The organism is Streptomyces sp. CA-135486, from assembly GCF_050936555.1.
In the GTDB taxonomy this organism is placed as follows: Bacteria; Actinomycetota; Actinomycetes; order Streptomycetales; family Streptomycetaceae; genus Streptomyces.
Genome location: NZ_JBNJMM010000002.1, coordinates 1 through 26510 on the forward strand (window position 1 = coordinate 1; position 26510 = coordinate 26510).

Genomic DNA, 26510 nt, shown 5'->3' on the forward strand with positions numbered 1-26510 from the left:
ATGGCGAGGTGCTGGTCGGCGCGGGCTACCGGGTGCAGGAGGGCCCGCTGCCGGTGGTGACCTTCGAGGACCCGTCCGAGCTGTGGTCCGCCCCGATCAACAAGCTCTACATCCAGCATCCGGGGCTGGACGACGACGCACTGACGAAGGCGGCCAGGGCGACGATCGGCGGCCTGGTGAACGTGGTGATGGCGGGTGCGGGGATCGTGGAGATCCTGCCGCTGGGGCTGAGCAAGGCGACGGGACTCTCGCTGGCGGCGCGACGGCTGGGGCTGCGGGCCTCGGACACGATCGCGTTCGGTGACATGCCGAACGACATCCCGATGTTCGGGTGGGCGGCGCACGGCGTGGCGATGGCCAACGCGCACGACGAGTTGAAGGCAGTGGCCCACGAGATCACGGCGTCGAACGACAACGACGGCATCGCGATCACACTGGAACACCTGCTGGGCTAGTCCGGCCTGTTGCACCAGTCTTGCGGCCCGCCCAAGGGCCCCTGCGGAGGATGCGCGGATCGAACGCGCGCGAGGCTTCCACCCCGACGACGGCTTAGCAAGCCGCTGCCTTACCACTCGGCCAATCCTCCGGGAGGGGGCGGCCCGCGCAGATGCGCGCTCGAAGCGGCCGCCCCCGGGCAGCTACTCGCGGGCGGCTCCGCGGAGTGTCGGTGGCTACTCCGCGTCCTGCCCGGTGCTGCCCTGCTGGGAGCTCGACGGACTCGTACTCGTACTCTCGGTCATCGCCGCGCTCCTCTCCCGGTCGGATGGCGTCGGTCGCACTGGCGTGCGCCGGCTCAACTACTCTGCCTCCGCCGACGGTTCGCTGCCACTGATTTTCCTCCCACCGGGATTCCGCGTGAGCCGCCGGCAGAGGAGGCCAAGGGCGATGGCATGCCCGAGGTGGGTGAAGGTCCCGCCGGTCGCAAGCGGCACGCCGAAGAAGGCGAGCGCGCCCGCGAGAGCCCCTCGATCATGACGCGTCTGTCCGCTCGGTGCGTCTCCCGCGGGCGGCACCTCTGTGCTTGTCAGCAGTCCGTCAGCGGCGCTTACGGCGCTGGCTGCGCTGCAGCTCTCTCAGCTGATGGGCGAAGTCGTCCATCCTCTTGTCCATCCGGCGCTCCATCCGCCGCATGTCGTCGGAGAGGTTGCAGAGCCGGTTGCTGATGGCACCGACGACTTGATTGGTGGCGTCGAGCCGCAGGTCCAGGCGATCGAGCCGTACCGAGATCCCGTTGATCACGGGACCGAGTTCCTGGAGCGCGCGCCCGACGGTGTCCAGATTCGCCTCGGCGGCGGTGACCCGGCGGTCGAGGGACGCGTACCCCTTGCGCCAGCCTTCCTCGGCGTCGAGGAGGTAGGTGCGGACGCAGCGGGCGATGTCGCTGTCGCGAAGAAGCATCGCGACGTTGAGGACGGTGCGGCGGGTGAAGAGCCTGAGCTGAGTCACCGCCTGTGGATAACTTTCGCCCTCGTTGACGTCCCATAGCGACATCATGTCGCTATGGAAGACGCGCAGCTCAGCGCCGCGCAGCACACACATCCCGTTCTCCGTGAACTCCTTGTGATGGCGGTCGGTCAACCTCCTGACGACGACTGTGGATACTTCGAAGTACCGCGCCACATCCTCTGTGCGAACGTGAACTCCGTCCGGGAGCATGACAAGAGCCTTCACCTTGTCGAGGACGTCGACACGCCCCAGATGCTCGTCGCGCATCGTGCGCGATTCGAGCAGGGCGACTTCCGATGGCATGGGGATGCCTTCCGTTCGTGAAACCGGTCATGGACGGCCCTCTCCCCGGGCACAGGGGTGGAGGTCGGCTCACGGTGCTACTCACCCAATGACCGGCGCGGCTTTCGATCCAGTACCGGCAATCCCCAACTTCACGAACTCTCGTCGCCGCGAACTCCAGTTGCCTCCACGCGCAGTGCACAACGAGCCGATAAACGTACAGTTACGCGCATATGCGTCAACCCCCGTCCATCGGACGGGGGTTGACCGGCAAAGCAGAGGTGTCCGCCTCACTCCTCGCCGACGAGCTTCAGCACCCTCAGCTTCTGCCCCGCGTACCACGTCGCCACCACCGTGACCCCCGCCAGCAGCGCCACCGCCAGCGGCAGCCCCACGTCCGATCCGATCAGGCCCTCCCCGCCGATCTTCTCGGCGAGCGACAGCGACCACTGCTGGACACTCAGCGTGCGCGCCCCCGGCACCAGGCTGCCGAACAGCGTCTCCCACACCAGCGCGTAGACGAGTCCGATGACCACCGCATGCCGGCTGACCGTCCCGAGGAGCAGGAACAACGCGCTGTAGGCGATCGACGCGACCAGCGCCGCCACGGTGTACGCCACCGCGACCTGCTGGCCGTTGCCGTTGAGGATGAACCCGGCGATCAGTGTGGGGATCGCCGAGAAGGCCATCGTGATCGCGATGGCCACGACCAGCTTGGTGACGATGATCGTCGGGCGCTTCACCGGCTTGGCGAGCAGATAGACGATCGACCCGTCGTCGATCTCGGGGCCGATCGACCCGGTGCCCGCGATCACCCCGATCAGCGGCACCATCGTGGCGATGGCGAACCCGCCCAGGACATCGGCGGCGACCTGGTCGTCGACGCCGTTGAAGCTCCGTACCGCCGCCGCGATGGCAAGCAGCAGACCGGGCAGTACGAACAGGATCGCTGCCCTGCGCCTGCCGAGCACGGCCCGGTAGGTGAGCCGGGCGACTGTGGGGTTGTACATGGACGTCACAGCTCCTTTCAGGCCGCTACGAGGTAGGAGAAGACCGACTCGAGGGACTCGTCCGAAGGCGAGACCGTCAGCAGCCGGATGGAGTGCTCGCGGGCGACCCTCGGCAGCAGTTCGGTGAACCGGCCGAAGTCGACGGCCTGGATGCGCAGCGCACCCTCGGCCAGGTCGACCTCGATACCCGCCGTCGACGGATCGGCGATCAGGGCCGCGGCGAGCGCCCGGTCGTCGCTGGACCGTACGAGGTAGCGGTGTGGCCGGTCCGTCATCAGCCTGCGGATCTTGCGGAAGTCACCGGATGCGGCATGGCGGCCGGCCACGATCACCTCGATGTGGGAGGCGAGTTGCTCGACCTCCTCCAGGATGTGCGAGGAGAACAGCACGGTCCGGCCCTCCGCGCCCATCCGCCGCAGCAGGTCCATCAGCTGCATGCGCTGGCGCGGGTCCATGCCGTTGAAGGGCTCGTCGAGCAGCAGCACGGACGGCTCGTGAACGAGGGCCGACGCCATCTTCACGCGCTGCCGCATGCCCTTGCTGTACGTCGCGATCTTGCGGTCCTGCGCGTACTCCATCTCGACCGTGGCGAGCGCCTTCTGGGCGGCCTTCCTGCCCAGGCCGTGCAACTCGGCGTTGGCGACGACGAATTCGCGGCCGGTGAGGAAGTCGTACATCGCTTCCCGCTCCGGTACGACGCCGATCTGCCGGTACACGGACTCGTTGCGCCAGATCGCGTGGCCGTCGAGCGTCACGCTTCCCGTCGAGGGGGCGAGGAAACCGCCCATCATGTTGATGAGCGTGGACTTTCCGGCGCCGTTGGGGCCGAGCAGACCGGTGACGCCCGGGCCGATCGTCATGGTCACGTCGTTGACGGCCACGACATTGCCGAACCACCGCGAGGTGTGCTCGATGTTGATGGTAGTCACAGCCCGACCTTTCGGTAGCGGCGCATCAGTACGGCGTACGAGCCGGCGACGAGCGCGAGGACGACGAGCAGATAGACCACGCCGGGCCCGGCTCCCGGGCCGGCCTCGCCGGGGAAGGCCGAGGTGGCGCCGAGGAAGGCGGTCTGCACGCCGTCAACGAGCGTGACCGGCGAGAACAGGCCCAGCCACTTGATCACCTCGGGCGACCCGGTCTCCCAGGCGATCGCCTGGACGGTGGAGACGGCGCCGTAGGTGATGGTCATCGTGGCGATCACAGCGGCGACGCCGAAGCCGCGGCGCGGTGTGAGCGCGGCCATCACCAGTCCGATGCCGCCGAAGAGTACGGAGAGAAGCGCCACGGAGACCATGCCCTGCGCGAAGCCCTTCGTCTGGTCCGCGAAGTCCATCTTGGCGAGCAGCGAGCCGATGTACAGGATGACCAGCGGCGCCGCGGTGAGCACGAACAGGGCCGAGGCCATCGCGCCGTACTTGGCGAGGACGTAGTCGATGCGCTCGATCGGCCGCGAGAAGTACAGCGGCACCGTCTTGAAGCGCAGATCGCGCGAGACGGACTGCGGAGCCTGTGCGGCCAGGAAGAGGCCGATGACCGCCTGCGTGACGATCGCATAGCGGGTGTAGTCGAGCGGGAGGTCCTTGAGCTTCGTGGCGACGGCCACCGCGACGATGATCGCCGCGGGCAGGCACATCACCGCGAAGAGGATCATCGGCAGCACCTTGGACTTGGCCGAGCGGCCGAGGCCGTAGGCGCCGCGCAGCGACTGGGAGTAGAGGGAGCGCCGCGCATACGCACGGCCGAGCCGCGGGCCCTCGTAGTTCCGGTAGCCGATGTTGTGGATCCGGGTGGTCTCGTTCTGGACCCCGGTGAGCTCTGTGCTCATCGCGCCTGCACCTCCATGGGCTGTGCCGCCGCCTCCGGACGGAAGACCTCCGCGATGTGGTGGCGGCGCTGTTCCATCCGTACGAGACCGAGGCCGAGCCCGGCGACTGTGTCGCGCACGACGTCGTACGTCTCCTCGCCCGTCGCCTCGATCAGCAGGATGTGGCCCGCTCCGGGCAAACCGTCCTCCACGCTCGCGTGCAGCGTGACTCCGGCGGCAGCCAGTGCCTTACGAAGCACAGCCGTGCCGTCGGGGTGCGTGTCCGTGTCGGTGACCTCGACCGCGAGAGTCGTGGTCGTCTGGGTGAAGTCGCTGGTGGAGCTGGAGCGCAGCAGCGAGCCGCCGTCGATGACGACGACGTGGTCGCAGGTGCGCTCGAGTTCGCCCAACAGGTGCGAGGTGACCAGGACCGAGATGCCGAAGTCGGTGTGGACGCGGCGGATCAGATTGAGCATCTCGTCGCGGCCGACCGGGTCGAGGCCGTTGGTCGGCTCGTCCAGGAGGACCAGCTTGGGGTCGTGGACCAGGGCCTGCGCGAGCTTGACGCGCTGCTTCATGCCGGTCGAGTAGCCGCCGATGGGGCGATAGCGCTCCTCGTACAGGCCGACATGGCGCAGGGTGTCGGCGGTGCGCTCACGGGCGGCCGTCGGCGGCAGCCCGGACATGCGCGCCATGTGGACGACGAACTCGGTGGCCGAGACATCGGGCGGCAGGCAGTCGTGCTCGGGCATGTACCCCACCTGCTCCCGGATGGCGGCGCCACTGGTGGCGACGTCGAGACCGAGCACGGCGGCCCGGCCCTCGGTGGCGGGAGACAGACCCAGCAGGATCTTGATCAACGTGGACTTGCCGGCTCCGTTGGCGCCCACCAGGCCGGTCACACCGGGTCCGATGTCCAACGAGAGCCGGTCAAGCGCGGTCACCCGGGGGAACCGCTTGCTCAGGCTTTCGGTCGCGATCACAGTCACATTCCGAAGGTAGTGGCGCACGACACACCGGGCGTCAGCCCTGGCGGCTGGATCGGTGTCCGACTCCAGAGGTACGGACCCGTAGGGGCTCTGCGACCAAAGTCGACCGCGCCACTGCGGCCGGTGAGTTTTCCACAGGCTGAGCACAGCCCTTGACGCAGCCGCCGGGCATTGTCACATTCATCGGTGTCAGGTTTCGAGCGAGTACCGCACACGGGACGGGCGGGTGGCATGGCCTCAGCGGTGGAGAGCGAACTGACCGCGGAACTGCGGGGGTTCAGGGAGGTGCAGCGTCTCGCGTACGCATGCGCGGAGGCAGTGGCGGCGCAGCTCAAGCCGGGTGTGACCGAGCGCGAGGCGGCCCGGATGCAACGGGAGTGGCTGCGTGAGCGTGGCGTGCGGGACTGGTTCCATCTGCCCTTCGCGTGGTTCGGGGACCGTACGGCCTTCGTGGACTTCCGGATACCGCTCCAGTTCTTCCCGACCAACCGGAAGCTGGAGGCGGGGATGCCCTTCATCCTCGACATGGCACCGGTCCACAGAGGTTTCACGGCCGACATCGGGTATTCGGGCTGCCTCGGCCTCAACCCCGTGCACGACAAGCTGCTGACCGACCTGGAGGCACACCGCGAGCTGAGCCTGCGCGAGGTGCGGGAGCGGCGCTCACTGCGCGAGATCTACGAGGACGTGGACCGGCTGATGGTCCGCCAGGGGTACGCCAACCGGCACCGCGCCTACCCCTTCGGCGTGATCGCCCACAAGATCGACCGGGTGAAGGAGCGACGCTGGTCGCCGCGTCTGTTCGGTTTCGGCATCCAGTCGCTGAAGGGCCTGGCGAGCGACGCGCTGCACGGTCACCGGGACGGCTGGTCGCCGCTGTGGAGTCCGTACGCATTCTCCGACCACCCGCCCCGGCCGGGGTTGTGGGCGGTCGAGCCGCACCTCGGGTTCCGGGGCACGGGCGCGAAGTTCGAGGAGATCCTGGTGGTCACCGACTCCAGGGACCCGGAGCAGAGCGCGTTCTGGCTGGACGACGATCTGCCGCATGTGCGGCGCTGGGCGGATGACTCGTGCGGAGCGTCGGCTCTGGGAGAGGACCATGAGAAGGAGTCGGCGTGAGTCTCAAGGGGGCGCGGGAGCGCTGGGTCCGTACCGGCGGAATCGAGCTGTGCGTCGCCGAGCTGGGTGATGCGACGCAGCCGACGGTGATGCTCGTGCACGGCTATCCGGACAGCAAGGAGGTGTGGACGGAGGTCGCCGGACGGCTCGCGAACCGCTTCCATGTGGTGCTGTACGACGTGCGGGGGCACGGCCGCTCCACCTCGCCGGCTCCACTGCGCGGCGGCTTCACCCTGGAGAAACTGACGGACGACTTCCTGGCGGTCGCTGACGCGGTGAGTCCTGACAAACCGGTGCATCTGGTCGGCCACGACTGGGGGTCGGTGCAGTCGTGGGAGTTCGTCACCGCACAGCGCACCGAGGGCCGTATCGCCTCCTTCACCTCCATGTCCGGCCCGTCCCTCGACCACTTCGGGCACTGGATCAAGAGGCGGATGAGCCGGCCGACGCCCCGCAGAGTGGGGCAGTTGCTCGGCCAGGGGGCCAAGTCCTGGTACGTGTACATGCTGCTTACGCCGGTGCTGCCGGAGCTCGCCTGGCGCGGGCCACTGGGCAAGCAGTGGCCGAAGATCCTGCAGCGGATGGAGAAAGTGCCGGCAGGCGACTACCCCACGTCGTCGCTGCCGCGGGACGCGGCGCACGGCGCACGGCTCTACCGGGACAATGTCCGGGCCAGGCTGCGCCGCCCGCGCTCCGACGCCTACGCCCACGCGCCGGTCCAGCTGATCACGCCGACCGGCGACGCCTTCCTGTCCGAGCGGCTCTATGACGAACTGGGCGAGTGGGTCCCGCAGTTGACCCGCCGGTCGCTGCCCGCCAAGCACTGGATACCGCGCACCCGGCCGGACCAGTTGTCGGCCTGGATCGGCGAGTTCGTCACGGCCAACGAGGACTTCGCGGCGGGGATGGCCGCGCGTCGGACCGTGGCCAAGGGGCCCTATGCCGAGCGGTTCGGAGGGCAGCTCGTCCTGGTGACGGGAGCGGCCAGTGGCATCGGGCGGGCCACGGCCTTCGCGTTCGCCGAGGCGGGGGCGCGGATCGTGGCGGTGGACCGGGATACCGATGGCGCGGCCAGGACCGCGGAGCTGTCCCGGCTGATAGGTGCGCCCGAGGCCTGGGGCGAGACCGTGGACGTCAGCGACGAGCAGGCGATGGAGAAGCTCGCCGAGAAGGTCGCCGCCCAGTACGGCGTGGTGGACGTCCTGGTCAACAACGCGGGCATCGGACTGTCCGGCTCCTTCCTGCAGACCACCGCTGAGGACTGGAGGAAGGTCCTCGACGTCAATCTGTGGGGTGTCATCCACGGTTGCCGGCTCTTCGGCAGGCAGATGGCCGAGCGTGGACAGGGCGGCCATATCGTCAACACCGCGTCCGCTGCCGCCTATCAGCCCACGAAGTCGCTGCCCGCGTACAGCACGTCGAAGGCGGCCGTGCTGATGCTCAGCGAGTGCCTGCGGGCTGAGCTGGCCGGCCAGGACATCGGGGTCTCGGCGATCTGCCCCGGCATCGTCAACACCAACATCGCGGCCTCCGCGCGCTTCGCCGGGGTCGACGAGGCCGAGGAGAAGCGGCGCCGGAAGAAGTCCGCCCGGCTGTACAGGCTGCGCAACTACCCGCCGGAGAAGGTCGCCGACGCGATCCTGCGCGCCGTCGTCAGGAACCAGGCTGTTGTACCGGTGACGCCCGAGGCGCGCGGCGCCCACTTCATGTCCCGCTTCATGCCCGGGAGCCTGCGGGCGATAGCCCGATGGGAGCCGCCGCTATGAGCGCCGTGGGAGCACAGTCGGCAGCCGAGTACCGGATCGAGGATCTGGCGCACCACAGCGGTGCCACGGTCCGTACGATCCGCGCCTACCAGGACCGTGGACTGCTGCCGAAGCCGGAGCGGCGCGGGCGGGCCAATGTGTACGGCTCCACCCATCTGGCCCGGCTGCGGCAGATCGCCGACCTGCTGGACCGTGGCTACACGCTGGCCTCGATCAAGGAGTTGCTGGAGGCCTGGGACGCCGGGCGCGGGCTCGGCGGGGTGCTCGGTCTGGTCGCGGAGGTGCAGGGGCCGTGGACGGACGAGGAGGCGGCCCGGATCACCCGGGCCGAGCTGGCCGGGAAGTTCGGCGGGAAGCCGAACGAGGCCGCCGTCGAGGAGGCGGTGGAGCTGGGCGTACTGGAACGCGTACCGGGGCGGGACGACGAGTTTCTGGTGCCCAGTCCCCAAGAGCTGGCGGTGGCGGCCGAGTTGTACGGAGCCGGGGTGCCGCTTTCCGCAATCTCCGGTCATCTGCGGGAACTTCGTGGACAGGTCGAGCACATAGCGTCCCGTTTCCTGGAGTTCACCACAGAGCATGTCTTCGCGCGCTATCTCGGCCACCGGCCCCCGACCGACGGGGACGCGGCCGAGGCGGCGGCTCTGGTGCGGCGGCTGAGACCGCTCGCACAGCAGTCCGTCGACGCCGAACTGGCCCGGGCCATGCCGACGTTCGCCACCCGGCATCTGCAGCAGCATCTGACCGCGGAAGGACCGTCACCGGTGGAGAGCGAGCCCCGGTCGGTGATGCTGCCACCGGAGACAATTCGCGCGGTGCAGGCACTGGTTGGCGAGGAGAACACGGCCGCCTTCATCACGGCGGCGGCCGAACGGGAAGTACAGGCCAGAACATTGGACGCTCTGAACTCAAGAAACTGGCATTCGGGGCAATTTGATCAAAGGACCTAAATCTGCGTTCCGTTGTCCACAGAAGCGTCAATTCCCTTGTGGATAACTACAGTTGGCTGTGGATCAAACCTCCAGAGCGATTTTTTTGGTGGCGACGGGACCGGAGCGACGGGCACGCTGACGGAATGAACGAAAGATCCGACAACCGACCCGACAACCGACCCAATGACCGACCTGAAGACCGACCCGATGACCGACGCACCGTGAAGGTGTCCAAGTACTTGTCGAAGCATCTTCGGCACCAGCCGGAGCGGATCGGCATCACCCTCGACGAGAACGGCTGGGTGGAGGTCGACGAACTGATGCGGGCCGCCGCCGCGCACGGCTTCCGGCTCACCCGGGCCGAGCTCGACCATGTCGTCGCCGTCAATGACAAGCGGCGCTTCACCGTCGACGGCACCCGCATCCGCGCCAACCAGGGCCACACCGTCGAGGTCGACCTGGACCTCTCCACGGCCGAGCCGCCCGCGTCCCTCTACCACGGCACGGTCGCCCGCAGTCTGGAGGCGATCCGCACCGAGGGCCTGCGCCCCATGAACCGCCACCATGTGCATCTCTCGCCCGACCGCGAGACCGCGACCCGCGTCGGCGCCCGCCGCGGCCGCCCCGTCGTTCTGTCCGTGGACGCCGGGGCGATGCACCGGGCGGGCCACGCATTCCACGTCAGCGCCAACGGCGTCTGGCTCGCCGACGCCGTACCGCCGGAGTTTCTGCGCTTCCCCGGCGCATGAGCGCGTCCGCTGATCCTCGGCGGGCGAGGCCGTGAGCCTCAGCGGGCGCGCCGGTAGCCCTCAGCGGGTGAGCTGGGCGAGGCCCTCCGTCGCGATCTGCTCGAAGACCGCCCGGTCCGCGGCGAAGTACGAGTCCGGGATCGGAGCGTGCAGCACGATTTCCGTGAAGCCGAGCTCGAAGTGCCTGCCCGCGAAGTCGACGAAGGCATCGAGGGACTCCAGCACCCGGCCGGGCTGCGGAGTGAAGCCGGTGAGCAGGATCTTGTCCAGATCGGCCACATCCCGGCCGAGGTCCGCGCACGCCTTGCCGAGCTTGTCGATCTGCCCGCGGATCGCCTCGACGGACTGCTCCGGCGTACCCGTCTGGAAGAGCTTCGGGTCACCCGTGGTCACCCATGCCTGCCCGTGCTTCGCCGCGAGCTTGAGCCCGCGCGGCCCGGTGGCCGCGACCGCGAACGGCAGCCGGGGCCGCTGTACACAGCCGGGGATGTTGCGGGCCTCCACCGCCGAGTAGAAGGTCCCCTCGTACGTCACCGAGTCCTCGGTCAGCAGCCGGTCGAGCAGCGGAACGAACTCTCCGAAGCGATCGGCCCGTTCCCGCGGCGTCCAGGCCTCCTGGCCCAGTGCCGTCGCGTCGAAGCCCATACCGCCCGCGCCGATGCCGAGCGTGATCCGGCCGCCTGAGATGTCGTCGAGCGAGATCAGCTCCTTGGCCAGGGTCACCGGATGCCGGAAATTCGGCGAGGTGACCAGCGTGCCGAGGCGCAGCCGCTCGGTGGCAGCGGCAGCGGCGGTCAGCGTCGGGACCGCGCCGTACCAGGGGCCGTCGCGGAAGGTCCGCCACGAGAGGTGGTCATAGGTGTACGCGGTGTGGAAGCCGAGCTGCTCTGCTCGCAGCCACTCGGCGCGGCCACCGTCGTGCCAGCGGCGGACAGGGAGGATCACGGTACTCAAACGCATGCCTTCGAGCGTACGTGGCTCCACAGGTGCCGACGCACACTCGCGGCAGCGGCCGGTACGCACTCACATGTGCGCCCACCCGCACGCCCGTGCACAGCCGTACGGGAGAATGGATCTGTGACCTCAGCTATCGATCCACGCGCCCTGCCCGCTGTCCCCCGGCTGATCGCCACAGACCTGGACGGCACGCTGTTGCGCGACGACAAGTCCGTCTCGGAACGTACGATCGCCGCCCTGGCCGCCGCCGAGGAGGCAGGGATCGAGGTCTTCTTCGTCACCGGGCGGCCCGCCCGCTGGATGGATGTCGTCAGCGACCATGTCCACGGCCACGGGCTGGCGATCTGCGCCAACGGCGCCGCCGTCGTCGATCTGCATGCCGGCGGAAAGGTGCTGGAGGTCCGCCCTCTGGAACGGGACACCGCCCTCGAGGTCGTACGGGCACTGCGCGATGCCGCTCCCGGCACCTCCTTCGCGGTCGAGCTCACCACCGGCATCCACTACGAGCCGGACTATCCGCCCTTCCACCGCGACCCGGTCGCGACCATCGCCACCGCCGAGAAGCTGCTCCACACGGATCACCGGGACGCCGACGCCCCGGTGATCAAGCTGCTCGCCCACCACTCCGAGCTGACACCCGACGGCTTCCTCACCCTGGCCCGTACGGCGGCCGGCGAGCTCGCGTCGTTCACCCGGTCGAGCCCGACGGCACTGCTCGAGGTCAGCGGCCTGGGCGTGAGCAAGGCCAGCACCCTGGCGCTCTGCTGCGCCGAGCGCGGGATCTCCTCGGACGAGGTCGTCGCCTTCGGGGACATGCCGAACGACGTGGAGATGCTGAACTGGGCAGGCACTTCGTACGCGATGGGCAACGCCCACCCGGACGTGATCGCCGCGGCGTCCGGTCGCACTGTTGCCAACAACGAGGACGGCGTCGCGGTCGTCATCGAGCAGATCCTGGCCCGGCGCGCGGAAGCCGACGGCAGTGCGGAGCCCTGGATCGGCAGCTCGGAGCTCCAGGACGGCGGCGCCAGGCTCCAGGACGGCAGCGCGGGGCTCTAGCGGGTCGCTCGCGGCGCGCTAGACATCGACGCCGTGTTCGCGCAGCCACCCCACCGGATCCACCCCGGACCCCAGATACGGCGTGAGCCGCACCTCGAAGTGCAGGTGCGGCCCCGTCGAGTTGCCCGTGGTGCCCGACTGCGCGATCAACTGCCCGGTGCTCACCTGCTCGCCCTGGTCGACGGTGACCGCCGCGAGATGCGCGTACTGCGAGTAGTAGCCATCCGGATGCTGCACGACGATCTCGATCCCGAAGGCCCCCCCGCAGGAGACCGAGATCACACGCCCCGCCCCGACCGACCGCACCGGCGTCCCGATGGCGACCGCGAAGTCCTGCCCGGTGTGCCGATGCGCCCAGTGCTCGCCTTGGCTGTCGAACCCTGCGGAGAGCTCGTACTGCTCCACCGGCGTCACCCACTCGCGGCCGCTCGGCACCTCCCCGCTCTCTTCGAGGTGTACGGCACCGGTGCACTTTCCGGCCGCGACGCTGCTCTGAGCCTCATCCTGCAGCTGCCACTGCGCGGCCTCCAGCTTCATCTCGATGCCACGTTTGATCGTCGCCAGCTGCTCCCTGCGTACGTCGAGCTCGCGCCAGGCGGCCAGGGCCTTCCCCTCCGCGGCAGTGAACCGCTGCTCGGCCTGCCTCGCCCGGCCGAGCAGGTGATTCACGGCCCTCTCCACCTGCCAGGCCAGCCGCTGGGAGCGCATCAGCTCGTCCGGGTTCTTCGCGAGCAGCAGCTGCTCGGTGAGCGCGAGCGGCCCGCCGGTGCGGTACTGGGCGCGGGCGACGCCGCCCACCGCGTCGTGGACCGCGGCGAGTTCACGCCGCTGCCGCACCAGCAGCCCCTGGAGCCGGCCTGCCCTGGTGAGCTGCGCTTCGGCCACCTGCCTGCCCTTCTCGTAGGTCGCGGTCGCCTTCGCCGCTTCCTCGAAGAGGCGCGCCACCTCGGCGCTGGTGCCGGCTTGCGGCCCGTCGGATGCCGTGGCCGCCGGCACCGCCGTTCCGAGGAGCGCGCACAGCGCCGCCGGGACGAGCAGCAGCCGGTCGCGGGGTCTCAAACGCATGCACGGATCGTTACCCGGCGCCGGGGCGATTTCGGGTACCCGCGAGGTGTCGTACCGCCACCTGGCCCCAGATTCCCGACCGCCTGGCGGGTCCCCGCTCGGACTTCGGCCGCGACGCGGGCCGGCTCCGCGCCCACCGGAGCGGCCCTATGTCACGAGGGAAGTCCGTTCCTCGGCTTCGGCGAGCCGCGCGCCCAGCAGGTCCGCTGCCTGTTCGCGCTCCCGCATCCGGCGCAGCGGTCCCTCGGCCGCGGCGAGCTCTTCGTACGAACCGCGCTGCACGGTACGCCCCGCCTCCAGGACGACGATCTCGTCCACGGTGTCCAGCCCCCGCAGCCGGTGTGTGATCAGCAGCGTCGTCCGGCCCTCGGTCGCCGTCAGCAGATCCGCGGTCAGCGCGTCCGCCGTCGCCAGGTCGAGATGCTCGGCGGGCTCGTCGAGTACGAGTACGGGGAAGTCGGCGAGGAGCGCACGGGCCAGCGCCAGCCGCTGCCGCTGACCACCGGAGAGCCGTCCGCCGTGCTCGCCGACGAGGGTGTCGAGACCATCGGGCAGTGCGTCGACCCACTCCAGCAGCCGTGCCTTGGCGAGCGCCTGCCTGAGTTGGTCCTCCGTCGCTTCCGTGCGGGCGAGCCTGAGGTTCTCCCGCACGGAGCTGTCGAAGAGGTGGGCGTCCTGCGCACACAGCCCGACGAACCGCCTGACCGCGTCCCCGTCGAGCGCTGCCGCCGCGACACCGCCGATCGTGTACGTCCCCTCCCTGGCGTCCAGGAAGCGGAGCAGCACCTGGGCGAGGGTGGTCTTGCCCGACCCCGAGGGACCGACGACGGCGATGCGCCTTCCCGCGTCGAGGGTGAGACCGAAGCCGTCGAGCGCGTCCCGCTCCTGCCCTGCGTACCGTGCCCGCAGCCCCCGCACTTCGAGCGGGAACGGCGTACCGGGCGGTGTTGCCGCCCGCTCCGGCTCGTGTACGGGAACGGGCGCGTCCAGCACCTCGTACACCCGCTCGGCGCTCCGCTTGACGCGCTGCCGGTACTGCACGGCGAGCGGCAGGCCAGTGACCGCCTCGAAGGCGGCGAGGGGAGTGAGCACGACGACCGCCAGGGACACTCCGTCGAGCCGCCCGTCGCGCACTGCCTGCACTCCCGCGAACGCGGCGCACACGACCGTCAGTCCGCAGGCCAGCGCGGAGAGCCCGGCGCCGAGCGCGGTGGCCGCGGCGGTCCGCGAGGCGATCCGCGTCAGCTGCCGGTCGGCCTCCCGCGCCGTGTCCAGGCGGCCCTTCAGCGCCCCGGCGACGGTCAGTTCGGCGGTTCCGCCGAGCAGTTCGGCGACTCGGGTCGCCAACGTCCCGCGTGCGGGGGCGAGTTGGCGCTCGGCCCGGCGTGCGACGTTCCCACTGATCAGAGGCACGGCCACCCCGGCGACCAGCAGCCCGAGGGCGAGTACTGCCCCTGCCTCGGGCAGCAGCCACGCCGTGAAGCCGACGGTCCCCGCTCCCACGGTGACGGCGACACCCGCGGGCAACAGCCAGCGCAGCCAGTAGTCCTGCAGGGCGTCCACATCGGCGACGAGCCGGGACAGCAGATCTCCGCGCCGGGTCTGCCGCAGCCCGGCGGGTGCGATGCGCTCCAGCCTGCGGTAGACGGCGACCCTCAGCTCGGCGAGCATCCGCAGCACGGCGTCATGCGACACGAGCCGTTCGGCGTAGCGGAAGACGGCCCGTCCGATGCCGAAGGCCCGGGTCGCCGTCACGGCCACCATGAGATGGAGGACGGGCGGCTGCTCCGAGGCACGCGAGATGAGCCATCCGGAGACGGCCATCAGCCCCACGGCGGCACCGAGACCGAGGCTCCCCAGCCCCAGGGCGAGCACCAGCTGCCCCCGCAACGCCCCGGCCATCCCCCGCACCCGAGCGAGGGCACCCCCGACGGCCCGCGCAGGGCGCGGCTCTCCGCCGCCTGCCGGCTGGAACTCAACGGAGCCAACTACCGTGCCGTCCGGCGAAGCCGACGGCCGCGCACCCCCCTCTCCCTGCAGGGGCGTGCGGGCGGGGAAGACCCCCATCCCGCCGCGGCGGGAGAGCGTGACCACCCGGTCCGCCACCCCCTGCAGCGCCGGCCGGTGGACGACCAGCAGCACCGTTCTCCCCGCCGACAGCCGCCGCACCGCTTCAACGATGCCCGCCTCTGTCTCCCCGTCCAGCGCCGCCGTCGGCTCGTCGAGCAGCAGCAGCGGCCGGTCCGCGAGGAACGCCCGGGCCAGCGCGAGTCGTTGCCGCTGACCGGCCGAGAGCCCCGCGCCGTCCTCCCCGAGCTGTGTGTCCACACCCTGGGGGAGTCCCGCCACGAAGTCATAGGCGCCCGAGTCCCGCAACGCCTCCCGCACCGCCGCGTCGTCCGCGCCCGGCCGCGCCAGCCGTACGTTCTCCGCGATCGTCCCCGCGAAGAGATACGGCCGCTGCGGCACCCACGCGATCCGCTCCCGCCACCGCTCCAGGTCCAGCGAGGAAAGGTCCACGCCCCCGACCTGCACCCGCCCCTCGGCCGGCTCGACGAACCCGAGCAGCACATCCAGCAGCGTCGATTTCCCGACCCCGCTCGGCCCGACCAGCGCCACCGTCTCGCCGGGCTCCACCACGAGCGTTGCGGCGTCCAACGACGCCTCACTGCGCCCGGCATGCCGGACGGTCACCCCGTCGAGCTCCAGCCGGAGCGTGCCGGGCACCTCCCCCGTACCGCCCGCCCTCGGCTCGTTCTCCAGGACCTCGAATATCTCCTCCGCGGCCGAAAGCCCCTCCGCCGCCGCGTGGTACTGCGCCCCCACCTGCCGGATCGGCAGATACGCCTCGGGCGCCAGGATCAGGATCACCAGCCCCGTGTACAGATCCAGTTCCCCGTGCACCAGGCGCATGCCGATGCCGACGGCGACGAGCGCCACCGACAGCGTCGACAGCAGCTCCAGCGCGAACGACGAGAGAAACGCGATGCGCAGCGTCCGCAGGGTGGCCCGCCGGTACTCCGAGGTGATCGCCCGGATCGACTCGGCCTGCGCCTTCGCCCGCCCGAAGACCTTGAGCGTCGGCAGTCCGGCCACCACATCCAGGAAGTGCCCCGACAGCCGGGACAGCAGCCGCCACTGGCGGTCCATCCGGGCCTGCGTGGCCCAGCCGATGAGCACCATGAACAGCGGGATCAGTGGCAGGGTCACCACGATGACCGCCGCCGAGACCCAGTCCTCGGTCACAATCCGGGCGAGCACCGCGACCGGCACGACCACCGCGAGCCCCAGCTGCGGCAGATAGCGCGAGAAGTAGTCGTCCAGAGCATCGACACCACGCGTGGCGAGCGCGACGAGCGACCCGGTGCGCTGCCCGCTCAGCCACCCGGGCCCCAGCTCGGCGGCCCGCTCCAGCAGCCGCCCCCGCAGCTCGGACTTGACCGCCGCGCTGGCCCGGTGCGCGGCCAGTTCGGTCAGCCACGAGACAACCGCCCGGCCGACGGCGACCGCCGCCAGCAGCGCCAACGGCGTCCCAAGACCGGAGAGGGAGAGCCCCTTCTGGAACGCCCCCACCACCACCTCGGCGATAAGCATCGCCTGGGCGACGACCAGCGCCGCCCCGACAAGTCCGAGAAGTACCACCGCGATCAGGAATCGACGGGTGGCCAGGGCATACCGGAGCAGACGCGGGTCGATCGGTTTCACGTGAAACATCCCCCACTAATGCGCATCGGCAATGTGCTGCGTACCGATCCGCTTGCGGAACACCCAGTACGTCCAGCCCTGATAGAGCAGCACCAGCGGCGTGGCGATGCCCCCCAACCAGGTCATGATCTTCAAGGTGTACGGACCCGACGAGGCGTTGGTGACCGTCAGGTTCCACTCCTCATTGAGGGAGGAGGGCATGACGTTCGGGAAGAGCGTCAGGAAGAGCATCGCGACGGCGGCCACGATCGTGACGCCCGACAGCGCGAACGACCATCCTTCGCGCCCCGCCTTGATCGTCACGATCGCCCCCACCAGCGCGAGCACGGCGACGATCATCGCGACCAGACTCTTGGCGTCCCCGCGCGAGACCTGGGTCCACAGCAGAAATCCGAGCGCCAGCACGGCCGTGAGCAGCCCCAGCTTCAGCGCCAGAGCCCGCGCCCGGAGCCTGATCTCCCCCACCGTCTTCAGCGCGGTGAAGACCGCTCCATGGAAGGTGAACAGGGTCAGCGTCACCAGCCCGCCGAGCAGCGCGTACGGGTTGAGCAGATCGAAGAGGTCACCGACGTACTCCTTCTGTCCGTCGATCTTCACGCCGCGCACGATGTTGCCGAAGGCGACCCCCCACAGCAGAGCCGGCAGCAGCGAGGTCCAGAAGATCGCGTGCTCCCAGTTGGTCTGCCAGCGCTCCTCGTCCCGCTTGTGCCGGTACTCGAAGGCGACTCCGCGCACGATCAGGCAGACCAGGATGAGCAGCAGCGGCAGATAGAAACCGGAGAAGAGAGTGGCGTACCACTCGGGGAAGGCGGCGAAGGTCGCGCCGCCCGCGGTCAGCAGCCAGACCTCGTTGCCGTCCCAGACGGGTCCGATGGTGTTGATCAGCACCCGCCGCTCGGTCCGGTCCCGGGCCAGCAGCTTGGTCAGGACGCCGACGCCGAAGTCGAAGCCCTCCAGGAAGAAGTAGCCGATCCACAGGACGGCGATGAGTACGAACCAGACGTCGTGAAGTTCCATGCCTCAGCAGCTCCTCAGGGCCTCAGTACGAGAAGGCCATCGGCCGGTCGGCGTCACGGTCGTCGCCGCCGATCTTGGTGGGCGGGTTGAGGTCGGCTTCGGTGAGCTCGGGTGGTCCGGCCTTGACGTACTTCACAAGCAGCTTGACCTCGATGACGGCGAGTACCGCGTAGAGCAGGGTGAAGACGATCATCGAGGTGATCACCTCGCCCTGCGAGACACCGGGGGAGACCGCGTCGCGGGTGCGCAGCACGCCGTAGACGACCCAGGGCTGACGCCCCATCTCGGTGAAGATCCAGCCCCAGGAGTTGGCGATCAGCGGGAAGCCCATCGTCCAGAGGGCGATGATCCAGTACCACCTGGTGAACCTGGGGTTCAGCGCATTGCTCTTGAAGAGCACCAGAGTCGGCACTTCGTCCTCGCTCGTCCGCAGGCCCGGCGGCAGCATGAACTTCTTGCGGGTGAGCCAGAGCCCGAGCAGACCGATGCCGAGAGAGGTCATGCCGAAGCCGATCATCCAGCGGAAGCCCCAGTAAGCGACGGGGATATTGGGCCGGTAGTCGCCGGGGCCGAACTTCTCCTGCTCGGACTTGTTGACGTCGTTGATGCCGGGGACGTACGAGGAGAAGTCGTCGTTGGCCAGGAAGGACAGCAGGCCCGGTACCTCTATCGCGACCGTGTTGTGGCCCTTCTCCACATCTCCGTAGGCGAACACCGAGAAGGGCGCGGGCGCCTCGCCATCCCACAGCGCCTCGGCGGCGGCCATCTTCATCGGCTGCTGCTTGAACATGACCTTGCCGAGCAGGTCGCCGCTGATCGCGGTGAGCAGTCCCGCGATCACGAGGGTCACGAGGCCGAGCCGCAGCGAGGTCCGCATCACCGGGATGTGCTTCTTGCGCGCCAGATGGAACGCGGCAATGCCGACCATGAACGCGCCGCCGACGAGGAAGGCGGCCGTGATGGTGTGGAAGAACTGGGTGAGCGCGGTGTTCTGGGTGAGCACATGCCAGAAGTCGGTGAGTTCTGCCCGGCCCCGCTCCTTGTCGATCCGGTAGCCGACGGGGTGCTGCATCCAGGAGTTGGCGGCCAGGATGAAGTACGCGGAGAGGATGGTGCCGATGGACACCATCCATATACAGGCCAGATGGATCTTCTTCGGCAGCTTGTCCCAGCCGAAGATCCACAGCCCGATGAAGGTGGACTCGAAGAAGAACGCGATCAGCGCCTCGAAGGCGAGCGGGGCGCCGAAGATGTCACCGACGAAGCGGGAGTAGTCGGACCAGTTCATGCCGAACTGGAACTCCTGGACGATGCCGGTGACGACACCCATGGCGATGTTGATCAGGAAGAGCTTGCCCCAGAACTTCGTGGCCCTGAGGTACTTCTCCTTCTGCGACCGCACCCAGGCCGTCTGCAGGCCGGCGGTGAGCGCTGCGAGCGAGATCGTCAGGGGCACAAAGAGGAAGTGGTACACGGTGGTGATGCCGAACTGCCAGCGTGCCAAAGTCTCCGGCGCCAGAGCCAGGTCCACGTCGTCATCTCCTTACATCGCCGTGGGCAAGCGGCAGCTTGCCCCGCCAATCCCAGTGATCACGGGAGAAACGGGACGCGCTTGTGAACGCGTTCACATTCACAAGCATTATGACCCATGCGAAATCCGCACCTTCGATCGGGGGGGGTGCCTGACCGCGGCATCGAAGAAACCCCCACGAGCAAGGGGCGCTCATGGGGGCTCTGAAGGCGAGGAAACCGGAGCCTAGAGCTCCTTGCGGAAGGCCTCCGCGGTGTGCAGGAAGATGTCGTTGGCCTCGTCCTCCCCGATGGTGACCCGGACGCCCTCACCCGCGAAGGGCCGGATCACCACGCCGGCCTTCTCGCACGCCGCCGCAAAATCGAGCGTACGTTCGCCGAGCCTCAGCCAGACGAAGTTCGCCTGGGTCTCGGCGACGGTCCACCCCTGCTTGACCAGGCTGTCGTAGACCCGCGTGCGCTCGCAGACCAGCGAGCCGACCCGGCCGAGCAGCGCGTCCTCGGCCCGCAGCGAGGCGACCGCCGCGTCCTGCGCGAGCTGTGAGACGCCGAAGGGGACCGCGGTCTTGCGCAGCGCGGCGGCCACCGGCTCATGAGCGATCGCGAAGCCGACCCGCAGCCCGGCCAGGCCGTACGCCTTGGAGAAGGTACGGAGCACCGCCACATTGGGGCGGTCTCGGTAGATCGCGATGCCGTCCGGCACCTCGACGTCGCGGATGAACTCGCGGTACGCCTCGTCCAGGACCACGAGCACGTCCGACGGCACCCGGTCCAGAAAGCGCTCGAGCTCCGCCCTGCGCACCACCGTGCCGGTCGGGTTATTGGGGTTGCAGACGAAAATCAGCCGCGTCCGGTCGGTGATCGCGTCCGCCATCGCGTCCAGATCGTGCACCTCACCGGCGGTCAGGGGCACCTGCACCGGCTTCGCACCGCTGATCCGGGTGATGATCGGGTACGCCTCGAAGGACCGCCATGCGTAGATGACCTCGTCGCCCGGGCCGGAGGTGGACTGCAGCAGGGACTGGGCGACACCGACCGATCCCGTGCCGGTGGCCAGATGCGCCACCGGCACACCGAAGCGGTCGGCCAGCTCGTTCATCAGACCGGTGCAGGCCATGTCGGGATAGCGGTTGAACCCGTGCGCCGCGGCGATCGCGCTCTCCATGACCCCCGGCAGCGGCGGATAGGGATTCTCATTGGACGACAGCTTGTACGCGACCGGGCCACCGGCGGCCGCGGGCTTGCCGGGCTTGTAGGTGGGGATGCCGTCCAGCTCGGCGCGCAGCTTGGGGCTGGTCTCGCTCACCGCAGGTCCTCCTCGTGCCTTTTCGTGCCTTCTCATGCGTTCAGCAGAGTCGAATACTGCTCACCTTATGAGGATTCCCGGCCAGTGCGAATGGCGGTGTCCGGGAAAGGGGGGCGCGCTCCTCCGGGAGCGTGCGCCGGTAGCTCACTCCGTGGCGCGCATCCCCCGTAGTGGTGAGTTGAGACCTCTTTGAGACATCGACCATTCGACAGGCCCGCACGGCTCGCAACCCGTGACCCTGTAGGCGCGCCGCTCAACTGCCTTGATTTCCAATGAAGTTGAACGAAAACGATCATGCAGAAACGTGCCTGTCAACGAGTGAATATGCGACCGGCCCAACCGCCCGCCCGAGCCCTACTATCGGCTCGCCATGACAGCAGCAGGGAAGCACCAGGTGAGCCGGACGGAGACATCCCGCCGGGGCAGCCGGCAGAGTCGAGCGGGCATCCGGGACGTGGCCGCCGCAGCCGGTGTCTCCATCACGACTGTCTCCGACGCGCTCAACGGCAAGGGGCGGCTCCCGGACGCCACCCGCCGACATGTCCGCGAAGTCGCCGATCGGCTGGGCTACCGGCCCTCCGCCGCGGCCCGAACGCTCCGTACCGGTAAGTCGGGCTTAATCGGCCTGACAGTGACCACGTACGGGGATGAACCTTTCACCTTCACCGAGTTCGCGTACTTCGCCGAAATGGCGAGAGCCGCGACCTCCGCCGCGCTCGCGCGCGGCTACGCCCTCGTCATCCTGCCCGCCACCTCACGCCACGACGTCTGGTCGAACGTCGCCCTCGACGGCACCGTCGTCATCGACCCCTCCGACCACGATCCAGTGGTCACCGAACTCGTCCGCCAAGGCCTGCCCGTCGTCTCCGACGGGCGCCCGGCCGGCACACTTCCGGTCACCGCCTGGGTCGACAACGACCACGAGACCGCCGTACTCGATCTCCTCGACCATCTCGCCGCCGCCGGCGCCCGCCGGATCGGCCTGCTCACCGGCACCACCACCGACACCTACACCCGCCTGTCCACCACCGCCTATCTGAACTGGTGCGAGCGCAGGGGCCAGGACCCGGTCTACGAGTCCTATCCCGCCCATGATCCGTGCGCGGGCGCCGTCGCAGCCGACCGGCTGCTCGCCCGCCCGGACCGGCCCGACGCCGTGTACGGACTCTTCGATCCCAACGGCACCGATCTGCTCGCCGCCGCCCGGCGGTACGGCCTGCGCGTCCCCGACGATCTGCTGCTGGTCTGCTGCAGCGAGTCGACCGTGTACGCCACCACCGAACCGCCCATCACCACACTCTCGCTCAAACCCCGCAGAATCGGCACGGCCGTCGTCCAGCTCCTCATCGACGCGATCGAGGGAATCGACGAAGACCGGCCGGTCGAGCAGGTGATACCGACCGAACTGATCGTCCGGACGTCCTCACAGCGCCGCCCTCCGCGCACGACTGTCAGCGCTCCGCGATCACCTTCACCGGACTAGGCCTTCCTAATCAGGACGAATCAACCGGCGAACCAGGGGTGCAAACGGATTCACCACCCCTGGTGCGTCACACAGCGCGGACCTCATTCCTATGATGGGCGGACGACACCGCGGACCACCCCGACCAGGCTGGGCCGAGAGGTGAACGGCGGCGCGACGGTGGTGGAGGGGTCGATGACTCAGGGGGCCGGTCAAGGACCCGTGGTGCGGACGGCGACATTGCGCGATTTCCGCGTTCCGCCGTACGCGCAGGTTCCCGTGCGGTCGCAGGTTCCGCCGCACGCACACGTGGCTCAGGAGCAGGCGGCTCAGGAGCACGTGATGCCGCAGGACCAGGCACCGCCTGCTCGGACTCAGCAGTCCCCGCGGCCGGCGGAGTCCGACCATCCCGGTAACGCCGTCCCGGAGGGCGAGACCCCTGACGGCTACACCCCCACCGCGCGCGATCTCCCGGTGATCAACCTCGGCGGTCCGGGCGACACCGTCCAGGTCCAGGTCAACCCGGACGAGGCGCCCGCGCCCGACGGCCTCGGCCCGCTCTATGTCGTCGGCGACGTCCACGGCTACCTCGACGAACTCGTCGCGGCCCTCGGCGAACAGGGCCTCATCGACGCCGAGGGCCACTGGGCCGCGGGCCACGCCCGCCTCTGGTTCCTCGGCGACTTCACCGACCGCGGCCCCGACGGCATCGGCGTCATCGATCTCGTCATGCGGCTCTCCGCCGAGGCCGCGGCCGCCGGCGGTTACTGCAAGGCCCTGATGGGCAACCACGAGCTGCTGCTGCTCGGCGCCAAGCGGTTCGGCGACACCCCCGTCAACTCCGGCGCCGGCACCGCCACCTTCCAGGCCGCCTGGCTGCTCAACGGCGGCCAGAAGGCCGACATGGACCGGCTGCAGGAGGTCCACCTCCAGTGGATGGCGCGGCTCGACGCGGTGATCGAGGAGGACGAGCATCTGCTGATGCACTCCGACACGACCGCCTATCTGGAGTACGGCTCCAACATCGAGGACGTGAACGACACGGTTCACGAGATCCTCACCCGCAATGACGCCGACGAGTGCTGGGACCTGTTCCGCAAGTTCACCAAGCGCTTCGCCTTCCGCGACGAGGCCGGGCCGCAGGCCGTACGCGAACTGCTCGGCGCATACGGCGGCCGCCGCATCGTGCACGGCCACAGCCCGATTCCGTATCTCCTCGGCGAGGTCGGCACCGAGGACGGCGAGGACGGCGAGCGTCCGGTCGTCGAGGGCCCGCATGTGTACGCAGACGGGCTCGCGATCGCCATGGACGGCGGCGTGACCATGGCCGGAAAGCTCCTTGTCGTCCAACTTCCGCTGCCCAACTGAGCAGAGCCCGGCAGGCGATTTACGGAAACCCCCTGTCACCCCGTGGCGTAACCGCTCTACCATCGGCTTATCCGTAGCAGGCTCTCCTCCGTTTCTGCCCAACTGCCCGATCGATGCGGGCATCCGGCCCTACGGAGCATCGGGGGATGCACATGAACAGCGCTCCGCACCTGCTGACCGAGGACCGCGCCGAGTACGAGCGCATCCTCGACGACGCGCTGCGCAACGCCCATGACCGTCCGGATCTCGCTGCCGTGGGACAGCGACTGAACGCCGAACAACTGCGCACCATGGCCCTCAACGCGACGGCACTGATCACCACCGCCGCCGCTGCCGAATACGAGCACTACATAAAGATCCGCGAGGAGATGCGGGCGCCGACGGCCGCCGCCTCCGTACGCAACTCCGTGCTGGCCCCCGCCGGGGAGGACGAGGACTCCGAGCGCGGCGCCGGATTCACCGCCGTCATAGCCGTGCTGGCCCCGGTGCTCGCGGGGACAGCCGCGGTGATCTTCCTTCTGGTCGGCTACATACTGAAGATGCTCAGTCCCGCGCCGTCCTTCGCCGAGACCCTGGTCTCCGCGGGCTGGTTCTTCGGGGCTCTGACGGCCGTCGCCATTCTGTTCGCCGCCATCGCGCTGCTGCTGACAGCTCTGCGCAACGGCGCTACGCAGGTCCCGGCCGAGGAGTTGACGGGCGAGCTGCCCGACGAGGTGTCCCGGGCCAAGGAGGCCTGGCGGCACGCCCTGCTGGAGCGTGGCCTCCTTCCCTTCCTGCGGGCAGCGCTGGCGGACCCCAGCGCCGACCCGGCCTCGTCGGCTCCGCCGCGCCATGTGAGCCGTATCCCGAAAGTCGGCTACAGCGGCCCGGACTACTCCAGCCCGAGCGAGGGCTCGACGGCGGGACAGCGGCCCACCTTCACCAGCCCGGACTTCACCAGTCCGGACTTCGGCGGCCCCGAGCACCGGCCGGAGTGACCCCCGGCCGGCACTCGGGCCGGAAGGTCACTCCGCGATCGGCAGATAGACACGGTTGCCCGCGGCGGCGAACTCCTTGGACTTCTCCGCCATGCCGTCCTCGATGTCCTGCTGCGAGCCGCCGTGCTGCCGCCGGATGTCCTGCGAGATCTTCATGCTGCAGAACTTCGGGCCGCACATCGAGCAGAAGTGCGCGGTCTTCGCCGGCTCGGCCGGCAGCGTCTCGTCGTGGAACTCCCGTGCCGTGTCCGGGTCGAGGGCCAGATTGAACTGGTCCTCCCACCGGAACTCGAAGCGCGCGTCGGACAGCGCGTCGTCCCACTCCTGCGCGCCCGGGTGGCCCTTGGCGAGGTCGGCAGCATGTGCCGCGATCTTGTAGGTGATGACGCCGGTCTTCACGTCGTCGCGGTTGGGCAGGCCCAGGTGCTCCTTGGGCGTCACGTAGCAGAGCATTGCCGTGCCCCACCAGGCGATCATGGCCGCCCCGATGCCGGAGGTGATGTGGTCATACGCCGGGGCCACGTCCGTGGTGAGCGGGCCGAGCGTATAGAAGGGGGCCTCCTCGCAGATCTCCTGCTGGAGGTCGATGTTCTCCTTGATCTTGTGCATCGGGACGTGGCCGGGGCCTTCGATCATCGTCTGCACATGGAAACGCTTGGCGATCGTGTTGAGTTCCCCGAGCGTGCGCAACTCCGCGAACTGCGCCTCGTCGTTGGCGTCCGCGATCGAGCCGGGCCGCAGTCCGTCACCGAGGGAGTACGTCACGTCGTACGAGGCGAGAATCTCGCAGAGCTCCTCGAAGTTCTCGTACAGGAACGACTCCTTGTGGTGCGCCAGGCACCAGGCCGCCATGATCGAGCCGCCGCGCGAGACGATGCCGGTCTTGCGGTTGGCCGTCAGCGGAACGTACGGCAGCCGCACGCCCGCGTGGACCGTCATGTAGTCCACGCCCTGCTCGGCCTGCTCGATGACCGTGTCCTTGTAGATCTCCCAGGTCAGTTCCTCGGCCTTGCCGTCGACCTTCTCCAGCGCCTGGTAGAGCGGCACGGTGCCGATCGGCACGGGGGAGTTGCGCAGCACCCACTCGCGGGTGGTGTGGATGTTGCGGCCGGTGGAGAGGTCCATGACGGTGTCCGCGCCCCAGCGGGTCGCCCAGGTCATCTTCTCCACCTCCTCCTCGATGGAGGAGGTGACCGCGGAGTTGCCGATGTTGGCGTTGACCTTCACCAGGAACCTCTTGCCGATGATCATCGGCTCGATCTCCGGGTGGTTGACGTTGGCGGGCAGGACCGCACGGCCTGCGGCGATCTCCTCACGTACGACCTCGGCGGAGACGTTCTCGCGGATGGCGACGTACTCCATCTCCGGCGTGATCTCGCCACGTCGGGCGTACGCGAGCTGCGTCACCGCCTGCCCGGCGCGGCCCCGGCGGGGCTGCCGCGGGCGGCCGGGGAAGACCGCGTCGAGGTTGCGCAGACCGCCCCGCGGCGAGGTGTGCTTGATCCCGTCGTCCTCGGGGCGGACCGGGCGGCCCGCGTATTCCTCGGTGTCGCCGCGGCCGACGATCCAGTTCTCCCGCAGCGGCGCCAGACCGCGGCGGACGTCGGTCTCGACGCTCGGGTCGGTGTACGGACCGGACGTGTCGTACAGCGTCACGTCCTTGCCGTTGGTGAGGTGCACCTGGCGGACCGGCACCCGGAGGTCGGGGCGCGAGCCCTCGACGTACCCCTTGTGCCAGCCCGGCTTGCGCTCGTCCTGGCTGGTGGCAGGCGTGCGTGCATCCTGAACGGTCATGAGACCTACTCCCTACGCCGGCATTACCCGGTAACAGGTTCGGCGGTCGACGCAGCGGCTTCCGTACGTCTCGTACGGAGGTCAGCGCCCTCTCAGCCCGGTGCTCCGAGCTCCCGCGTGTGCAAAGGTGCCACCACGCTAGCGTCATTTCTGGCGTGCTGAACAGAGGGGCC

General features: G+C 69.1%; 21 protein-coding genes and 1 tRNA gene. 9 read left to right on the top strand and 13 right to left on the bottom strand.

From position 1 onward, the window contains the following. The coding region (locus ACQEVG_RS19045; protein ID WP_432985537.1) for an HAD-IIB family hydrolase at nt 1-455 on the top strand (455 nt) is incomplete at its 5' end. Between the two features lie 44 nt (nt 456-499). On the opposite strand, the gene ACQEVG_RS19050 is transcribed toward ACQEVG_RS19045, so the two are convergent. The 6 genes from ACQEVG_RS19050 to ACQEVG_RS19075 form a co-directional block, all read right to left on the bottom strand. After that, nucleotides 500-586 (bottom strand) — tRNA-Ser (locus tag ACQEVG_RS19050). Nucleotides 587-1035: 449 nt separating this feature from the next. Continuing rightward, a complete protein-coding gene (locus ACQEVG_RS19055) occupies nt 1036-1749 on the bottom strand; it encodes a hypothetical protein (RefSeq protein WP_432975041.1) in 714 nt (237 codons plus the stop codon). A 269-nt stretch (nt 1750-2018) separates the two neighbouring features. After that, nucleotides 2019-2738 carry an ABC transporter permease gene (locus ACQEVG_RS19060; RefSeq protein WP_432975038.1) on the bottom strand — a complete coding sequence of 240 codons (720 nt, stop codon included), beginning with the start codon at nt 2736-2738 and terminating at the stop codon, nt 2019-2021. Nucleotides 2739-2755: 17 nt separating this feature from the next. Continuing rightward, complete coding sequence (locus ACQEVG_RS19065) at nt 2756-3667, bottom strand: ABC transporter ATP-binding protein (RefSeq protein WP_432975035.1); 912 nt, start codon at nt 3665-3667, stop codon at nt 2756-2758. Next, nucleotides 3664-4566 carry an ABC transporter permease gene (locus ACQEVG_RS19070; RefSeq protein ID WP_432975032.1) on the bottom strand — a complete coding sequence of 301 codons (903 nt, stop codon included), beginning with the start codon at nt 4564-4566 and terminating at the stop codon, nt 3664-3666. The genes ACQEVG_RS19065 and ACQEVG_RS19070 overlap by 4 nt, the downstream gene beginning before the upstream one ends. Continuing rightward, nucleotides 4563-5528, bottom strand: a complete 966-nt coding sequence (locus ACQEVG_RS19075; RefSeq protein WP_432984884.1) for an ABC transporter ATP-binding protein — start codon at nt 5526-5528, stop codon at nt 4563-4565. The genes ACQEVG_RS19070 and ACQEVG_RS19075 overlap by 4 nt, the downstream gene beginning before the upstream one ends. A 237-nt stretch (nt 5529-5765) precedes the next feature. On the opposite strand from ACQEVG_RS19075, the gene ACQEVG_RS19080 reads away from it, so the two are divergent. The 4 genes from ACQEVG_RS19080 (at nt 5766) to ACQEVG_RS19095 (ending at nt 10097) form a co-directional block, all read left to right on the top strand. After that, nucleotides 5766-6653: a M24 family metallopeptidase gene (locus ACQEVG_RS19080; protein ID WP_432975029.1), complete on the top strand. Its 888-nt coding sequence runs from the start codon at nt 5766-5768 to the stop codon at nt 6651-6653. Further along, on the top strand, nt 6650-8419 hold the full coding sequence (locus ACQEVG_RS19085) for an SDR family oxidoreductase (RefSeq protein WP_432985539.1): 1770 nt from the start codon (nt 6650-6652) through the stop codon (nt 8417-8419). Before ACQEVG_RS19080 ends, ACQEVG_RS19085 begins: the two co-directional genes overlap by 4 nt. After that, nucleotides 8416-9366: a MerR family transcriptional regulator gene (locus tag ACQEVG_RS19090; protein ID WP_432985541.1), complete on the top strand. Its 951-nt coding sequence runs from the start codon at nt 8416-8418 to the stop codon at nt 9364-9366. Before ACQEVG_RS19085 ends, ACQEVG_RS19090 begins: the two co-directional genes overlap by 4 nt. Before the next feature lie 125 nt (nt 9367-9491). Continuing rightward, the gene (locus ACQEVG_RS19095) at nt 9492-10097 is read left to right on the top strand and encodes an RNA 2'-phosphotransferase (RefSeq protein WP_432985543.1); all 606 of its coding nucleotides are present in this window, start codon (nt 9492-9494) and stop codon (nt 10095-10097) included. Nucleotides 10098-10157: 60 nt separating this feature from the next. On the opposite strand, the gene ACQEVG_RS19100 is transcribed toward ACQEVG_RS19095, so the two are convergent. Next, a complete protein-coding gene (locus ACQEVG_RS19100) occupies nt 10158-11057 on the bottom strand; it encodes an LLM class flavin-dependent oxidoreductase (RefSeq protein WP_432985545.1) in 900 nt (299 codons plus the stop codon). 117 nt (nt 11058-11174) lie between these two features. Here ACQEVG_RS19100 and ACQEVG_RS19105 point away from each other — a divergent pair, with 117 nt between their 5' ends. Next, a complete protein-coding gene (locus tag ACQEVG_RS19105) occupies nt 11175-12113 on the top strand; it encodes a Cof-type HAD-IIB family hydrolase (protein ID WP_432985547.1) in 939 nt (312 codons plus the stop codon). Nucleotides 12114-12131: 18 nt separating this feature from the next. Here ACQEVG_RS19105 and ACQEVG_RS19110 read toward each other — a convergent pair whose 3' ends face one another. From ACQEVG_RS19110 to hisC, 5 genes are all read right to left on the bottom strand, one after another. Next, nucleotides 12132-13178: a M23 family metallopeptidase gene (locus ACQEVG_RS19110; RefSeq protein ID WP_432985549.1), complete on the bottom strand. Its 1047-nt coding sequence runs from the start codon at nt 13176-13178 to the stop codon at nt 12132-12134. Between the two features lie 147 nt (nt 13179-13325). Next, on the bottom strand, nt 13326-16883 hold the full coding sequence (gene cydD, locus ACQEVG_RS19115) for a thiol reductant ABC exporter subunit CydD (protein ID WP_432985551.1): 3558 nt from the start codon (nt 16881-16883) through the stop codon (nt 13326-13328). 15 nt (nt 16884-16898) lie between these two features. After that, nucleotides 16899-17900 carry a cytochrome d ubiquinol oxidase subunit II gene (gene cydB, locus ACQEVG_RS19120; RefSeq protein ID WP_432985553.1) on the bottom strand — a complete coding sequence of 334 codons (1002 nt, stop codon included), beginning with the start codon at nt 17898-17900 and terminating at the stop codon, nt 16899-16901. Between the two features lie 22 nt (nt 17901-17922). After that, nucleotides 17923-19431, bottom strand: coding sequence for a cytochrome ubiquinol oxidase subunit I (locus ACQEVG_RS19125; protein WP_432985555.1), 1509 nt, complete (start codon nt 19429-19431; stop codon nt 17923-17925). A gap of 225 nt (nt 19432-19656) precedes the next feature. After that, complete coding sequence (gene hisC, locus ACQEVG_RS19130; protein WP_432985557.1) at nt 19657-20736, bottom strand: histidinol-phosphate transaminase; 1080 nt, start codon at nt 20734-20736, stop codon at nt 19657-19659. Nucleotides 20737-21106: 370 nt separating this feature from the next. Between hisC and ACQEVG_RS19135 the strand changes: the two genes are divergently transcribed. The 3 genes from ACQEVG_RS19135 to ACQEVG_RS19145 all read left to right on the top strand — a co-directional run bounded on the left by ACQEVG_RS19135 (nt 21107) and on the right by ACQEVG_RS19145 (nt 24543). Continuing rightward, nucleotides 21107-22219 carry a LacI family DNA-binding transcriptional regulator gene (locus tag ACQEVG_RS19135; protein WP_432985559.1) on the top strand — a complete coding sequence of 371 codons (1113 nt, stop codon included), beginning with the start codon at nt 21107-21109 and terminating at the stop codon, nt 22217-22219. Nucleotides 22220-22378: 159 nt separating this feature from the next. Continuing rightward, nucleotides 22379-23566, top strand: a complete 1188-nt coding sequence (locus ACQEVG_RS19140; RefSeq protein WP_432992734.1) for a metallophosphoesterase — start codon at nt 22379-22381, stop codon at nt 23564-23566. A gap of 146 nt (nt 23567-23712) precedes the next feature. Further along, complete coding sequence (locus ACQEVG_RS19145) at nt 23713-24543, top strand: hypothetical protein (RefSeq protein ID WP_432985561.1); 831 nt, start codon at nt 23713-23715, stop codon at nt 24541-24543. A 27-nt stretch (nt 24544-24570) separates the two neighbouring features. Here ACQEVG_RS19145 and thiC read toward each other — a convergent pair whose 3' ends face one another. Next, nucleotides 24571-26337, bottom strand: a complete 1767-nt coding sequence (gene thiC / locus ACQEVG_RS19150; RefSeq protein WP_432985563.1) for a phosphomethylpyrimidine synthase ThiC — start codon at nt 26335-26337, stop codon at nt 24571-24573. Between the last annotated feature and the right edge of the window lie 173 nt (nt 26338-26510).

What these genes read in the sequence shown, in the direction of transcription:
- ACQEVG_RS19055 (WP_432975041.1), bottom strand. Translation starts at nt 1,749, where the DNA reads ATGCCATCGGAAGTCGCCCTGCTCGAATCGCGCACGATGCGCGACGAG.
- ACQEVG_RS19060 (WP_432975038.1), bottom strand. Translation starts at nt 2,738, where the DNA reads ATGTACAACCCCACAGTCGCCCGGCTCACCTACCGGGCCGTGCTCGGC.
- ACQEVG_RS19070 (WP_432975032.1), bottom strand. Translation starts at nt 4,566, where the DNA reads ATGAGCACAGAGCTCACCGGGGTCCAGAACGAGACCACCCGGATCCAC.
- ACQEVG_RS19080 (WP_432975029.1), top strand. Translation starts at nt 5,766, where the DNA reads ATGGCCTCAGCGGTGGAGAGCGAACTGACCGCGGAACTGCGGGGGTTC.
- ACQEVG_RS19090 (WP_432985541.1), top strand. Translation starts at nt 8,416, where the DNA reads ATGAGCGCCGTGGGAGCACAGTCGGCAGCCGAGTACCGGATCGAGGAT.
- ACQEVG_RS19095 (WP_432985543.1), top strand. Translation starts at nt 9,492, where the DNA reads ATGAACGAAAGATCCGACAACCGACCCGACAACCGACCCAATGACCGA.
- ACQEVG_RS19100 (WP_432985545.1), bottom strand. Translation starts at nt 11,057, where the DNA reads ATGCGTTTGAGTACCGTGATCCTCCCTGTCCGCCGCTGGCACGACGGT.
- ACQEVG_RS19110 (WP_432985549.1), bottom strand. Translation starts at nt 13,178, where the DNA reads ATGCGTTTGAGACCCCGCGACCGGCTGCTGCTCGTCCCGGCGGCGCTG.
- cydB (WP_432985553.1), bottom strand. Translation starts at nt 17,900, where the DNA reads ATGGAACTTCACGACGTCTGGTTCGTACTCATCGCCGTCCTGTGGATC.
- ACQEVG_RS19135 (WP_432985559.1), top strand. Translation starts at nt 21,107, where the DNA reads ATGACAGCAGCAGGGAAGCACCAGGTGAGCCGGACGGAGACATCCCGC.
- ACQEVG_RS19145 (WP_432985561.1), top strand. Translation starts at nt 23,713, where the DNA reads ATGCACATGAACAGCGCTCCGCACCTGCTGACCGAGGACCGCGCCGAG.
- thiC (WP_432985563.1), bottom strand. Translation starts at nt 26,337, where the DNA reads ATGACCGTTCAGGATGCACGCACGCCTGCCACCAGCCAGGACGAGCGC.